At 60.0% G+C, this 12,691-nt stretch carries 14 protein-coding genes; 4 read left to right on the forward strand and 10 right to left on the reverse strand.

Annotated features, from left to right (window positions below; translation table 11 throughout):
* Positions 1–99 precede the first annotated feature (99 nt).
* The gene (locus ACA046_RS25235) at positions 100–969 is read right to left on the reverse strand and encodes a LysR family transcriptional regulator (RefSeq protein ID WP_497675203.1); all 870 of its coding nucleotides are present in this window, start codon (positions 967–969) and stop codon (positions 100–102) included.
* A gap of 98 nt (positions 970–1,067) precedes the next feature.
* Between ACA046_RS25235 and gstA the strand changes: the two genes are divergently transcribed.
* A complete protein-coding gene (gene gstA, locus ACA046_RS25240) occupies positions 1,068–1,670 on the forward strand; it encodes a glutathione transferase GstA (RefSeq protein ID WP_497675204.1) in 603 nt (200 codons plus the stop codon).
* Positions 1,671–2,047: 377 nt separating this feature from the next.
* On the opposite strand, the gene ACA046_RS25245 is transcribed toward gstA, so the two are convergent.
* The 5 genes from ACA046_RS25245 to ACA046_RS25265 all read right to left on the reverse strand — a co-directional run bounded on the left by ACA046_RS25245 (position 2,048) and on the right by ACA046_RS25265 (position 6,573).
* A complete protein-coding gene (locus ACA046_RS25245) occupies positions 2,048–2,974 on the reverse strand; it encodes an aliphatic sulfonate ABC transporter substrate-binding protein (protein ID WP_497675205.1) in 927 nt (308 codons plus the stop codon).
* Positions 2,974–3,987, reverse strand: a complete 1,014-nt coding sequence (locus tag ACA046_RS25250; protein ID WP_497675206.1) for an ABC transporter substrate-binding protein — start codon at positions 3,985–3,987, stop codon at positions 2,974–2,976. The genes ACA046_RS25245 and ACA046_RS25250 overlap by 1 nt, the downstream gene beginning before the upstream one ends.
* Before the next feature lie 180 nt (positions 3,988–4,167).
* Positions 4,168–4,734 carry a sigma-70 family RNA polymerase sigma factor gene (locus ACA046_RS25255; RefSeq protein WP_497675207.1) on the reverse strand — a complete coding sequence of 189 codons (567 nt, stop codon included), beginning with the start codon at positions 4,732–4,734 and terminating at the stop codon, positions 4,168–4,170.
* 108 nt (positions 4,735–4,842) lie between these two features.
* Positions 4,843–5,622: a phosphate/phosphite/phosphonate ABC transporter substrate-binding protein gene (locus tag ACA046_RS25260; protein ID WP_459023228.1), complete on the reverse strand. Its 780-nt coding sequence runs from the start codon at positions 5,620–5,622 to the stop codon at positions 4,843–4,845.
* A gap of 9 nt (positions 5,623–5,631) precedes the next feature.
* On the reverse strand, positions 5,632–6,573 hold the full coding sequence (locus tag ACA046_RS25265) for a fatty acid desaturase (RefSeq protein ID WP_497675208.1): 942 nt from the start codon (positions 6,571–6,573) through the stop codon (positions 5,632–5,634).
* 335 nt (positions 6,574–6,908) lie between these two features.
* On the opposite strand from ACA046_RS25265, the gene ACA046_RS25270 reads away from it, so the two are divergent.
* Together ACA046_RS25270 and ACA046_RS25275 are read left to right on the forward strand one after the other, a co-directional pair.
* Positions 6,909–7,346, forward strand: coding sequence for a GNAT family N-acetyltransferase (locus ACA046_RS25270; RefSeq protein ID WP_459023232.1), 438 nt, complete (start codon positions 6,909–6,911; stop codon positions 7,344–7,346).
* 61 nt (positions 7,347–7,407) lie between these two features.
* A complete protein-coding gene (locus ACA046_RS25275; RefSeq protein WP_497675209.1) occupies positions 7,408–8,226 on the forward strand; it encodes a class I SAM-dependent methyltransferase in 819 nt (272 codons plus the stop codon).
* 133 nt (positions 8,227–8,359) lie between these two features.
* On the opposite strand, the gene def is transcribed toward ACA046_RS25275, so the two are convergent.
* From def to ACA046_RS25290, 3 genes are all read right to left on the reverse strand, one after another.
* A complete protein-coding gene (gene def / locus ACA046_RS25280) occupies positions 8,360–8,899 on the reverse strand; it encodes a peptide deformylase (RefSeq protein WP_017475751.1) in 540 nt (179 codons plus the stop codon).
* A 3-nt stretch (positions 8,900–8,902) separates the two neighbouring features.
* On the reverse strand, positions 8,903–9,847 hold the full coding sequence (locus ACA046_RS25285) for a YihY/virulence factor BrkB family protein (protein ID WP_017475750.1): 945 nt from the start codon (positions 9,845–9,847) through the stop codon (positions 8,903–8,905).
* Positions 9,848–10,029: 182 nt separating this feature from the next.
* Positions 10,030–10,215: a CsbD family protein gene (locus tag ACA046_RS25290; RefSeq protein ID WP_058414423.1), complete on the reverse strand. Its 186-nt coding sequence runs from the start codon at positions 10,213–10,215 to the stop codon at positions 10,030–10,032.
* 199 nt (positions 10,216–10,414) lie between these two features.
* Here ACA046_RS25290 and ACA046_RS25295 point away from each other — a divergent pair, with 199 nt between their 5' ends.
* Complete coding sequence (locus tag ACA046_RS25295; RefSeq protein ID WP_497675210.1) at positions 10,415–10,792, forward strand: hypothetical protein; 378 nt, start codon at positions 10,415–10,417, stop codon at positions 10,790–10,792.
* A gap of 183 nt (positions 10,793–10,975) precedes the next feature.
* Here ACA046_RS25295 and fadD1 read toward each other — a convergent pair whose 3' ends face one another.
* Positions 10,976–12,667, reverse strand: a complete 1,692-nt coding sequence (fadD1, locus tag ACA046_RS25300; protein ID WP_497675211.1) for a long-chain-fatty-acid--CoA ligase FadD1 — start codon at positions 12,665–12,667, stop codon at positions 10,976–10,978.
* Positions 12,668–12,691 lie beyond the last annotated feature (24 nt).

The raw sequence follows: 12,691 nt of genomic DNA on the forward strand, positions 1-12,691 counted from the left end.
AGACCTTTATGGGGAGAAACCATCCGAAACGCTTTATATGCCATGCGTCATCAACGGTTGTGGGTGAGCATAGACAGGCGTTGGCGCTATGCAAGGCCACTAGTCAGCCAGCATTTGCAACAAGGCATTAACGGCTGCAGAAGGCGGTTGGTGGCGTGAAGTGACCAAGGCGAACTCGCGGTGCACCGGTTCCGCCAGCGGTATGATGCGCAAGCCGTGGCGCTGGGCCGGCAGGGTCATCTCGGGCACCAGGGTGACGCCGACACCTTCGCGCACCAGGCTAAAGGCACTGTTCCATTCGCGCACTTCCACCCTTACCTCGCGCAATATCAAACCGGCTTCCTGCGCCAGGCTGCGGGCGTTGACGGTGCAGCCGCCGGTGGCAAGCACAAACGGCTGCTCCACCAATTCTTCCAGCGCCACCGTTGCCTGCGCCGGGCGCCGGGAAAACGCGTGTGCCATCGGCAACACGGCCACCCAGTTATCGCGCCCCAGCACCGCAGCATTGCGCTCGGACGGCGGGTTAAGCACCACACCGAGGTCGATCAAATTCGCGTCGAGCAAGGTGTTCACTTCATCGTCCGTGACTTCCAGCCCCGTCACCTCGATGCCCGGGTAAAGCTGGTTGAATCGCCGCAACAGCGGCGGTAGAAACACCGCGAGCACCATGGGGAAACTCGCGATGCGAATCGTCCCACGCAGCATGGGCCGCGCTTCGTCCACGGTGGTACGAATCGCCTGCAAGGCCCCCAGCATCACCCGCGCCTGCTCGATCACTTGCAGGCCCAAGGCGGTGGGCAAGGTCTGGCGCGCTTCACGTACAAACAACTGCGCACCGAGGTTGGCCTCCATGGCCGCCATGGCCTGGCTGGCGGCGGACTGGGTCATGCCCACCCGTTCGGAGGCTGCGGTGATACTGCCGTTGTCCGCCACGGCCACCAGCAGGCGCCAGTGCATCAGGTTCATCATGGCAGTAGCTGTCCTTATGGCAGGGTTCTGAAAGATTAATTTTACGCAAGGTGCCATGCCCACGAGACTGAAGGCAACTGTCCTGCGGAGTTGCCCCGATGAAGCTGTATTTTTCCCCGAATGCCTGTTCCCTCGCCTCCCATATCGTGCTGCGGGAATTGGCCCTGCCGTTTGAATTGATTCGCGTCGACAACCAGAAAAAGCTCACGGCTGACGGTGATGACTTCTTGCAGATCAACCCCAAGGGTTACGTGGCGGCGTTGCAACTGGACAACGGCGAGGTGCTGACCGAAGGTGCCGCCATCCTGCAATACCTGGCCGACTTGGTCCCCGAATCTGGCCTGGCGCCGGTCAATGGCAGTTGGGAGCGGGTGCGTTTGCAGGAGTGGCTGAACTTTGTCTCCAGCGAGATTCATGGCGGGCTGGGAGTGTTGTTCAAGGACGCGATTCCGGATGAGGTGAAGGCGCTGTTCAAGGCCACGCTGTTCAAGCGGTTTGCGATTCTGGTACAGACCCTGGAGCGTCAGGACTACCTGTTGGGCGCGCGGTTCTCCGTGGCAGATGCGTACCTGTTTGTGGTGCTGCGTTGGGCTGGGTTCTTTGATATCGATTTGCAGCAGTGGCCGGCGCTGGCGAAGTTTCAGCAGCGGGTTGGTGAACGGCCGGCGGTGATTGCTGCCTTGGCTGCCGAAAATTCATGACCTGAAATGCGATCAAAATGTGGGAGCGGGCTTGCTCGCGAAAGCGGTGTGACAGTCACCAGATGCATTGACTGATCCAGCGCTTTCGCGAGCAAGCCCGCTCCCACATTTGATCTTCATTGTTTTACAGGTAGGGCCAACACATCCACCGAGCCGGATGGCAACGCTGGATTCGATGGCGTTGAGGAAGTCGATGCCGATCGGTTGCATGGCGTGCTCTTTGTGGCGAGGGGGCTTGTCCCCCGTTGGGTCGCGAAGCGGCCCCAATAAGATCGCCGAGTTGTTTCAGTCAGAGCGGGTTGGCGGGTTTCAGGGCTGCTTCGCAGCCCAACGGGGGACAAGCCCCCTCGCCACAGGGGTATTCGCATACCGAAAAGCTATGGGGCCTTGAACACCACTTGCTGCACGTCGACCTTTTTCGGGATCAGGCCGTTGGCAAAAAACGCGTCGGCCGTGCCTTGTTGGGTGGCGATGTCCGTCGCGTTCAGTGGCCGGCTCGGCGTTGGCGAGCGGTGCTTGAAGTAGCTTTCTACTACCGCCGGCTGCAAGCCCAGGGTCTTGGCCATCAGCGCGACGCTTTCGTCGTGCTGGTCCAGGGACAACCGCTGCGCCTGGGCAAACACCTTGAGAATCGCAGCAATCGCCTGCGGGTGCTGCTTGGCAAACGGCCCGCTGGCGATGAAGAAACTGCCCGCCGGGTTCAGCCCCTGGCCATCCCCCAGCACCTTCGCCGAACCGTCCACCACCGCCGCCGAGTAGTACGGGTCCCACACGACCCAGGCGTCGACCTTGCCTTGTTCAAACGCGGCACGGCCGTCGGAGGGCGACAGGTACACCACGTTCACATCCTTCCACTGCAAGCCCGCACGCAGCAGGCTTTTGAGGAACAGGTTGTGGGCGCTGGAGCCCTTGAGCAGCGCCACGCGCTTGCCCTTGAGTTCGGCCACGCTTTGCACGGTGCTGTCTTTGGGCAGCAGGATGGCTTCGGTGCGGCCGTCGTTGGGTTCGACGCCGATATAGCGAATGTCGATCCCGGCGGCCTGGGCGAAGATCGGCGGGATGTCGCCGATATTGCCGATGTCGATGCTGCCGCCGTTCAAGGCCTCGATCAGCGGCGGGCCGCCAAGAAATTCGATCCACTCGACCTTGGTGCCCGGCAGCCCTTCTTCGAACAGGTGATGCTCACGGGCGAGCACCATGCTCACCGAGCTTTTCTGGTAGCCGACCCGCAGGGTGGCCGGTTCTGCCGCCAGCAGGGGCCCGGCGCACAGCGCCAACAGTGTGGCTGCGATGAGCTTGCGCATCAGAGAGTCTCCTTGACCTTGGCCGCGACGTCCGCCGGCACCCATTGCTGCCAGACCTGCGGTTGTTCTTTCAGGAACGCTTCAGCCACTTGGCGCGGCGCGGTACGTTTCTCGGCCATTTGCGCGAGGATGCCGTTGAGCAGGTCAATCGGCAGGTCGACCTTTTCAAAGAACGTCACCAGTTGCGGGTATTGCGCCTTGAACGGCGCCGACACGCCAATCGCCAACCGCGCCTGCATCGAGCGGGTACCGATGGGGTGCGGGTTGTTGGCGTCGGCCAGGGTCTTCCAGGCTTCGGCGTTGAACGGCGGCTCTTCCAGTTTGATCAGCTTGAAGCGCCCCAACAGTGGCGTCGGCGACCAGTAGTAGAACAGCACCGGCTTGCCGCGTCGGATCGACGAAGCCACCTCGGCATCCAGCGCAGCGCCGGAGCCGGTGCGGAAGTTGACGAAGGTGTCGGTCAGCCCGTAAGCCTTGAGTTTCTGGCTGTTGACGATCTCCGAGGTCCAGCCGGTGGGGCTGTTGAGGAAGCGCCCGCGGGTGGGATCTTCGGGGTCGCGGAACACGTCTTTGTAGCGGGCCAGGTCGGCGACGGATTTAAGCTCCGGGGCCAAGGGTTTGATGCCGCGCTCGGCGTCGCCCTTGATCACATATTCCGGCACCCACCAGCCTTCGGTGGCGCCTTTGACGGTGTCGCCCAGGCCGAATACTTTGCCTTCGCTTTCAGCCTTGACCCACGCCGGACTGCGCCCGGCCCATTCCTCGCCGATCACCTGGATATCGTTCTTGGCCAGGGCGGCTTCCAGGCTCACGGTGCTGCCGGGCAAGGTGTCGGTGGGCAGGCCGTAGCCTTTCTCGACGATCAGGCGCAGCACTTCGGTGATCAGGCTGCCGCTTTCCCAGGTGATGTCGCCGAAGTGAATCGGTTTGGCTGGCTCGGCGGCTGTGGCGGATTGTGCCAGGACGGTGAGTGCCAGGAGCGAGCCACCGAGCAGGTTTTTTAGTGTTCTCATGAATAGCCTCTTGGAGATTCAATTTTCAATCTACAAACAATCCAAAGTGAGCACAGTCAGTGTGGGAGCGGGCTTGCTCGCGAAGGCGTCGTGTCAGTCGATACATGTGCTAACTGATACACCGCTTTCGCGAGCAAGCCCGCTCCCACATTTGATCTCCACACCCTTCAAGATCAGGGTTTAAAAGTCATAACTGAGTCGCGTGTAGAAAAACGCCCCTTCCGGCGCCGTCGGCGACAGGTGGCTGTATTGCTGGCCCGGGGTCTGGCGCAAACGGCTCATGTAGTTGCTGACCGAACGCGGGGAAATGCCCAGTTCAGCTGCGATTTCCGGATAGGTCAGGCCGTTGAGCTGCGACAGCAAAAAGGTCGCCTTGACCTTGGCCGGCAAGCCGTCGAGGAACTGGTCGATGGCTTGCAGGGCTTCGAGCATTTGCGCCAGGTGTTCGGGAGAAGGTGCGGGCGAGGTTTCGTCCTGGTCGAGGGCGTCAAGGTAGGCGCGCTCCAGGTCTCGACGGCGCCACAGTTGATACATCAGGCGTTGAGCAATGGTGGTGAGCAAGGCGCGGGGTTGGCGAATCGGCACTACGCCCGGGGAACTCAGAAGCTGGACGAAGGTGTCGGCGGCGATGTCTTCGACGTGGGCACGGGAATCGAGGTGGCGGTGCAAACGGCTGCACAGCCAGTCGTAATGACTGCGGAATAATCCGCCCACGTAGTCGCTGTGAGAAGTGTCGGCGCCGGACATAGTGGCTCCATCTGAGTAGGTTGCGCGTTATGTCCGGTGTTCCGGTGGAGCGATCCTAGCAAGGCTGCTTATTCTTTAATAATATTTAAAAGGTATTTTTATATAACTTTATTGAAGCTTTGAGTAGACCAAGGCTTCGGCCTGCTGCCGGTAATCCAGCAGCACCTGGTAATCGGCTTCGGTGGCGGGCAGCACTTCGTGTACGCCGAGGGTTTGCACCACTTCGGGCAGGTCCTGCAAGGCCAGGTTCATGGCTTCACGCAGGTGTTCTCTTGAGCCCAACGCAGTGATGTACGGCAACGTCGGGCTGGGCGCACTGCGGGTGACGATCCGCAGCCCGGCCACTTCCTGCGGCGCAAAACGCGCGAGGTAGTCGAATGTCACGCTGTCGATGGCGGCAAGGTCAGCGCGGTCTTCCCGCAGCCAGCGCAGGCTTTCACGATGGGCGCCGCTGATGCCGACTTCGGCAAAGAACCGACCGCCCTGCTGCAGCGGCGCCAGGCGTTCACGCAGCAGGTTCATGCCGCTGTTGGAATCGTGGCCATTGATCACGCCGCGGCTGTTGTGGAAGTCGGCCAAGGTGCTGCGTGGATTGTCGTCGCGGGTCAGCAGCAGGCTGCAATGGGCGCCGCCGCTGCTGTGGGGCAACTCGTAGCGCGGGCGGCCGATCACCTGGACCTGCCCGCGCAGCTCGGTCATCAGCGGGTAGCCGCAGGTTTGCGTCAGCAGCAATTCGGGCGCGCGCCACAGGCTGCGCAGGTCGAGATGCTCGGCATTGCGGCGGGTCACGCCCAGGCGCTCCAGGATGCGCGAAAGCCAGCGCTCGTTGGCCTGTTGCACCTCTTGCGGCGCCACGTACATCAGCAGTTCGGCGTAGCGGTCACTCATGGTCGTCTCTCAAGCAAAGGGGTGCCGTGGGCTGTCGATAGCCTTGAGCCCGTGACGGCCGATCAACTGGCCGTAACCCCGCACCAGGAACCCGCCGCTGCGCGCCACCCATTGTTCGCGGCGTGCGCGGTACACGGTGGGCAGCAAGTACCACGGCAACTTCGGCAGGTCGTGGTGCACCAGGTGCAGGTTGTTGTTGAGGAACAACCAGGTCCACGGCCAGGCGGCTTCATTGAGCACCGTGCGCTGTTCCGGTTGCGGGTGCGGGCGGTGTTCATAGTAGGAACGGATCGCCGCCACCGACAAGGCCGGCACGCTGACCAGCGCCACGTAGTGCCACACCGGCAGCACGCTGTAGTGGGCGATGAAGGTCAGCATCAGCGCGGTCACGGTGCCATGGCTCAGCCACATCAACCAGGCCTGGCGCTGGCCTTGGCGCAGGCGCCTGAATTCGTTGCGTGCCAGTTTCCACAGCGCCAGCGGCGAGCCCAGCAGGAAGCGCCCGAGGACGGTCTTGGTCAGCCAATGCAGGGTGCGCTCAAAGGGTGAACTCGCTGACCACTGCAATTGATTCAGGTAGCGGCTTTCCGGATCGACACCGGGCACCGTCAGGTCTTCGTCGTTGTGATGCACCAGGTGGCAGTTGCGGTACAGGGTGTACGGATACCAGACGGCAAACGGCGCGTAGCCGAGGACTTTGTTCAGGGCATTGAAACGGGTGGGATGGCCGTGCAGGAGTTCGTGTTGCAGGGACATCCACAGCGTCACAAGCGGAATCAACAGCGCGGTACTCAGCCACCGGCCAAGCCAATGGCTGCCAAACATCACCGCAAACCAGCCGGCATACACACCGATCAACAGCAGCCAGGTCGGCCACTCGGTGCGGGCGGTAAAGGTATTTGCCAGGGCCTCGATTTCGAAGCTGTGGGTTTCATCAAGGTAGTTGGACATCGGCAGCTCAGGGCAGGCGTGACCGACGAAAAAGTCGGCTTCATCCTGCTCTGTGCAATGAGGCGGGAAAATCTTGCAGATCGTTTGGTGCTTAGCTTAGAACTTTAGTGACCGAACAGATTGCTGTCGGTTTTCTTGGCCTTTTTCTCGGCGCGTTTTTCATCGGCGGTCTTTGCCGGTTTCTTCTTGTCAGCTTTCTTGGAATTTAGACCTTTGGCCATGATGCGTGCTCCACTTACAGGGGATGTAACACTGGGTATAACACCGATTGCCCAACAGAAGGCGCTTTGCCCGACTTATAATCTTCGCCCCCTGAATTTGCGTGTTTGAAAACCATGCCCGAGTTGCACATCGACCGACTGGCAGAGCCTTTGTGGCCGCTGCTGAACAAGTTCTACCGCCGCCATAACTCACCGATGAAGGCCCTCAAGGGCGGCCAGTTGTGGGTGGCCAAAGGCAGCGAGATTGTCGCGGGCCTGTGCCTGACGCCAGTTGTGGGCGGGCAATGGCTGACCGGGCTGTTTGTCGACCCGGCCATGCGTGGCCAAGGGCTGGCGGCACAATTGATTCGAGCCTCGGTCGCCGGCGTTGAAGGAACGGTGTGGCTGCTGTGCCATCCGGAGCTGGAAGGCTTTTACCAGCGCCAGGGTTTTACCCAGGACACGCTGCTGCCGCAGTCCTTGTCCGAGCGGCTGGTGCGTTACAAACGTAACAAGCCAATGATTGCGATGGGCTTAGAACCGTTGGTGAGGTCGACCATCGATAATGTGTAAACAGCGTTTGTGGCCCCCATGCTAGCCTCGGCGACACATAGGCCCCACTCCCTGGAAGATCATGAAAGCGACCCTTGCAGCTTTGTCCCTTGCCGCCCTTCTCGCCCCGGCCTTGAGCCAGGCAGCCGAAGCCCCGGTTACCGCCGAGCAGTACGCAACCGTGCTTGCCGGCAGTTGGCGCCTGCCGGCCAACAGCGCGCGCGATGTCTATCGTCACCCGCAACAGACCCTGGAATTCTTTGGCTTGCGGGCCAACCAGACCCTGATCGAAATCACCCCGGGTGGCGGCTGGTACAGCGAAGTGCTGGCGCCGCTGCTCAAGGACAACGGCCATTACATCGCCGCCGTGCAGGCCCCGAGCAGCAGTGCTTACGCGCGTACGTCTGAAGAAAATCTGAAGAAGAAATTCGCCGCAGACCCGGTGCATTACGCCAAGGCGGCCTTTGCCGAGTTCGACCCCAAGGCGCCGGTGCTCGGCAAGCCAGGCTCGGCCGACACGGTGCTGACCTTTCGCAACGTGCACAACTGGGTGATGGCGGATACGGCGCCGGCGATGTTCGAAGCATTCTTCAAGGTGTTGAAACCGGGTGGCGTGCTGGGTGTGGTGGATCACCGGGCCAAGAACGGGGCGTCGCTGGAAGACATCAAGCACAGTGGTTACCTGACCACGGCATATGTGGTGAAACTGGCGACTGATGCGGGGTTCAAGCTTGAGGGGCAGAGCGAGGTCAATGCCAACCCGAAAGACACCAAGGATTACCCGGATGGGGTCTGGACCTTGCCGCCTGCGTTGACGTTGGGGGAGAAGGATAAGGCGAAGTATGTGGCGATTGGTGAGTCGGACCGGATGACGTTGCGGTTTGTGAAGCCCGCAAAATAATCTGAATGAACATGGCCTAATTGTGGGAGCTGGCTTGCCTGCGATGCAGGCACCTCGGTGTATCAGCTACACCGCGGTGATGCTATCGCAGGCAAGCCAGCTCCCACATTTTGATGTGTGTTTTGCCTGAGGGTTACTCGTCCGCTGTGGGATCCATATCCGGGAACATCACTTCGATAAACCCGAACTTGCTGAAGTCGGTAATCCGCGAAGGGTACAGCCGGCCGATCAGGTGATCGCACTCGTGCTGGACCACTCGTGCGTGGAAGCCTTCGGCAATCCGCACAATCGGCTCGCCCTTGGGGTCAAACCCTTCGTAGCGAATCTGCTGGTACCGGTCCACTGCCCCACGCAAGCCGGGCACCGACAGGCAGCCTTCATAGCCTTCTTCCAGCACCGGGCTGAGTGGCGTGATCAGCGGGTTGATCAGGATGGTCTGGGGCACGGCGGGCGCGTCCGGGTAGCGTTCGCTGCTCTCGAAACCGAAGATCACCAGTTGCAGGTCTACGCCGATCTGCGGCGCGGCCAGGCCAACGCCACCGACATGCTCCATGGTCTGGAACATGTCATCAATCAACTGCCACAGCTCGGGGCTGTCGAACATCTCCGGCGGAACCGGCGGAGCAACACGCAGTAGGCGCTCATCGCCCATTTTCAGGATTTCACGGATCATCGATCAGACTTCGTCGGTAGTGGGCTTGAGTGAGGGGTCTCGGCCGAGGCCGGAAACATGCTTTTTTTCGTCGTGCTCGCCAAAGTCCTTTTCACCAGGATCCTTGCCTTCAGCCGACATGTGCTCGATCACCGCGTTCATCTCCGCCCCCAGCAACAGCACAGCGGCCGAAATGTAGAAGTACAGCAGCAACACGATGATCGCGCCGATACTGCCATACATGGCGTTGTAGTCGGCAAAGGTTTTGACGTAGTAGCCAAACCCCAGGGAAGCGATGATCCAGACCACCACCGCCAGCACCGATCCCGGGGTGATAAAGCGAAATTTCTGCTTCACGTCAGGCATCACGTAGTACATCAAGGCCACGGAGAACATCAACAGGATCACGATCAGCGGCCAACGCAGGATGGTCCACAACGTGACCACGAATTCCTGCATCCCGATCTGCCCCGCCAGCCATTCCATCACCTGCGGCCCGAGCACCATCAGGGCTGCGGCGGCCAACAGCATGCCGGCGAAGCCTACGGTGTAGAAAATCGACAGCGGGAAACGCTTCCAGATCGGCCGGCCTTCCACTACGTCGTAGGCGGCATTCATCGCGCTCATCATCAGGCGTACACCCGCCGAGGCGGTGTACAGCGCGATCACGATACCCACCGACAACAGGCCACCCTTGGATTGCTGCAACTGGTCGATCACCGGGTTGACCTGTTCCAGGGCCTGGGGCGGCAACACCAGTTCCGATTGCATGCGCAGCCAGGTGAAGAAGTCCGGCAGGTGCAGGAAACCGATCAGGGCAATCAGGAACAGCAGGAAGGGAAACAGCGAGAACAGCATCTGGTAGGCCAGTGCCGAGGCGTACGTAGGCATCTCGTCATCGAGGAACTCTGTGACGGTGCGCACCAGCACCTTGTGCAGGGGCAAGCCTTGTAATACCGGAAAAATCATAGCGTCTCCTTTCGCCGCAAAAAATTTGAGTTCGTGGGCGACTCAGGGGCCGTTTTCTACATCAAGGTAGCCCATTTGGCGACCCTGAAACAATTTCCAATCTTTAATCACTGCAGGTGACACAAAAACGGCCATCCGTGGATGGCCGTCGGGCGGCTGGAATGCAGTCAGCCAGGTCGGGACTATTTGGTCGCTTTCTTGACCGCGTCCTTGGTGTCGCCAACTGCTTTTTGCACTTCGCCTTTCTTTTCCTGAACCACGCCTTCAGCCCGCAACTTGTCGTTGCCGGTGACTTTGCCAACACCTTGCTTGATGTTGCCAACGGCCTCGTTCGCTAAACCTTTTGCCTTATCCGATGTGCTACTCATGGTATTTCTCCTGGGAACAATCAAGGATTTTGGTCACTACGTAATCGTTGACCCTTGGCCTTTCCAGAGAGTTTCAATTATTTTTTGAACTGCATTTCATCGCGGCATACAGGTTTGGCTTTATGTTTTGCGGCCAACCCACGAGAATGCCGGGCACATCCAGGCGCAAGCGCTGGATAACAGATCCCGTAGGAAGGTTATGAAACTCAATAAAGCACAGGCCATCGCCCGCAGAAACCAGGAACTGGGCGGTGCCGTACTCGGCGTCAACAACTGCCATTTCACCGACCTGGACCGCAAACGCAACATCTGGTGGTTCGACCTGCCGGTGGGCCGGATTGCCGTGGGCCAGTACGAGTGGATTCACTTGCTGATGCACAACGCGGACAGCGACCAGTTGCTGCACTTGAAAGTGCCGACGGTGTTTTTGCGCGAGAAGCTTGAAGGGCTGGTGGTGCGTAATGCTGGCAAGCGCAAGCCGGAAATCACCCTGGAGCTGAGTGCGGACAAAGACTCGTTCCTCAAGGACGTACGCCCGGCCGGTGCCAATGTGAGCTTCGCGCAGTTCGCACTGTAGGAATACGGTAAAAACTGTGGGAGCGGGCTTGCCTGCGATAGCGGTGGGTCAGCTAACACGGCTGTGACTGGCCCACCGCTATCGCAGGCAAGCCAGCTCCCACATTTGGATTGCATTCCAAGTTGCGGAATCATCGCCCAATAAAAAGCCCTGCATCTGCAGGGCTTTTTGTTTTAAGGCCGGTTACTTCTTCAACCCGGCCTTCTTCAGCTCTTCATCCCGCAATTCACGGCGCAGGATCTTGCCGACGTTGGTGGTCGGCAGCGCATCGCGGAATTCCACGGCCTTGGGCACCTTGTAGCCGGTGACGTTGGCGCGCATGTGCTCCATCACCTGGTCTTTGGTCAGGGTGGCACCGGGCTTGACCACGATGAAGATCTTGATGTGTTCTCCAGACTTCTCGTCCGGCACACCAATGGCCGCACATTGCAGCACGCCCGGCAGGGTCGCCAGCACGTCTTCCAGCTCGTTGGGGTACACGTTGAAACCGGAGACCAGGATCATGTCCTTCTTGCGGTCGACAATGCGCATGTAGCCATCCGGCTGGATGATCGCGATATCACCGGTCTTCAGCCAGCCTTCGCTGTCGAGGATCTCGGCAGTGGCGTCTTCGCGCTGCCAGTAGCCCTTCATCACTTGCGGGCCCTTGACGCACAACTCGCCCACTTCACCCAGTGCCAACTCGACGCCGTCATCGGTGATGACTTTGCACAGGGTCGACGGCACCGGAATGCCGATGGTGCCGATCTGGATGTGCTGGATCGGGTTCACGGTGGCCACCGGGCTGGTTTCGGTCATGCCGTAACCTTCGCAGATGGAGCAGCCGGTGACCGCTTTCCAGCGCTCGGCCGCCGCCAGTTGCAGGGCCATGCCGCCCGACAGGGTGACTTTCAGCGCCGAGAAATCCAGCTTGCGGAAGGCGTCGTTGTTGCACAGCGCAACGAACAGGGTGTTCAGGCCGACAAAGCCGCTGAACTTCCACTTCGACAGTTCCTTGACCATCGCCGACAGGTCGCGCGGGTTGCTGATCAGGATGTTGTGGTTGCCGATCAGCATCATCGCCATGCAATGAAAGGTGAAGGCATAAATGTGGTACAGCGGCAGCGGGGTGATCAGGATCTCGCAGCCTTCATTGAGGTTGGAGCCCATCAGCGCCTTGCACTGCAGCATGTTGGCGACGAGGTTGCGGTGGGTCAGCATCGCGCCTTTGGCCACGCCCGTGGTGCCGCCGGTGTATTGCAGCACAGCCACGTCATTGGCGTCGGGGCTGACTTCGCTCACCGGCTGGCCGTGACCCTTGGCCAATACGTCGTTGAACTTGATCGCCTTGGGCAAGTGGTACGCCGGGACCATCTTCTTCACGTATTTGATGACGCTGTTGATCAGCAGGCGCTTGAGCGGCGGCAACAGGTCGGCGACTTCGGTAACGATCACGTGCTTGACGGAAGTCTTGGGCACGACTTTTTCAGCCAGGTGCGCCATGTTGGCCAGGCAGACCAGGGCCTTGGCACCGGAGTCGTTGAATTGGTGTTCCATTTCCCGCGCGGTGTACAGCGGGTTGGTGTTGACCACGATCAAGCCGGCACGGATGGCACCGAATACGGCGACGGGGTATTGCAGGACGTTGGGCAGTTGCACGGCGATTCGATCACCGGGCTGCAAGTCGGTATGCTGTTGCAGGTAGGCGGCAAAGGCGCCGGACAGTTCGTACAGTTCACCGTAGGTGATTGTCTTGCCCAGGTTGCTGAAAGCCGGTTTGTTGGCGAAGCGTTGGCAGGACTGTTTCAGTACCGCCTGAATATTCGGATACTCGTCTGGATTGATTTCTGCAGCAATCCCGGCGGGGTACTTATCCTTCCAAAAGTCTTCGATCATGGAAGCCCACTCCTCAGCGACGCG

This window comes from Pseudomonas sp. LBUM1641, from assembly GCF_059716235.1.

Bases quoted from the DNA above. Each gene is read 5' to 3' on its own strand.
- ACA046_RS25235 (WP_497675203.1), bottom strand. From the start codon at position 969: ATGATGAACCTGATGCACTGGCGCCTGCTGGTGGCCGTGGCGGACAAC.
- gstA (WP_497675204.1), top strand. From the start codon at position 1,068: ATGAAGCTGTATTTTTCCCCGAATGCCTGTTCCCTCGCCTCCCATATC.
- ACA046_RS25245 (WP_497675205.1), bottom strand. From the start codon at position 2,974: ATGCGCAAGCTCATCGCAGCCACACTGTTGGCGCTGTGCGCCGGGCCC.
- ACA046_RS25250 (WP_497675206.1), bottom strand. From the start codon at position 3,987: ATGAGAACACTAAAAAACCTGCTCGGTGGCTCGCTCCTGGCACTCACC.
- ACA046_RS25255 (WP_497675207.1), bottom strand. From the start codon at position 4,734: ATGTCCGGCGCCGACACTTCTCACAGCGACTACGTGGGCGGATTATTC.
- ACA046_RS25260 (WP_459023228.1), bottom strand. From the start codon at position 5,622: ATGAGTGACCGCTACGCCGAACTGCTGATGTACGTGGCGCCGCAAGAG.
- ACA046_RS25265 (WP_497675208.1), bottom strand. From the start codon at position 6,573: ATGTCCAACTACCTTGATGAAACCCACAGCTTCGAAATCGAGGCCCTG.
- ACA046_RS25270 (WP_459023232.1), top strand. From the start codon at position 6,909: ATGCCCGAGTTGCACATCGACCGACTGGCAGAGCCTTTGTGGCCGCTG.
- ACA046_RS25275 (WP_497675209.1), top strand. From the start codon at position 7,408: ATGAAAGCGACCCTTGCAGCTTTGTCCCTTGCCGCCCTTCTCGCCCCG.
- def (WP_017475751.1), bottom strand. From the start codon at position 8,899: ATGATCCGTGAAATCCTGAAAATGGGCGATGAGCGCCTACTGCGTGTT.
- ACA046_RS25285 (WP_017475750.1), bottom strand. From the start codon at position 9,847: ATGATTTTTCCGGTATTACAAGGCTTGCCCCTGCACAAGGTGCTGGTG.
- ACA046_RS25290 (WP_058414423.1), bottom strand. From the start codon at position 10,215: ATGAGTAGCACATCGGATAAGGCAAAAGGTTTAGCGAACGAGGCCGTT.
- ACA046_RS25295 (WP_497675210.1), top strand. From the start codon at position 10,415: ATGAAACTCAATAAAGCACAGGCCATCGCCCGCAGAAACCAGGAACTG.
- fadD1 (WP_497675211.1), bottom strand. From the start codon at position 12,667: ATGATCGAAGACTTTTGGAAGGATAAGTACCCCGCCGGGATTGCTGCA.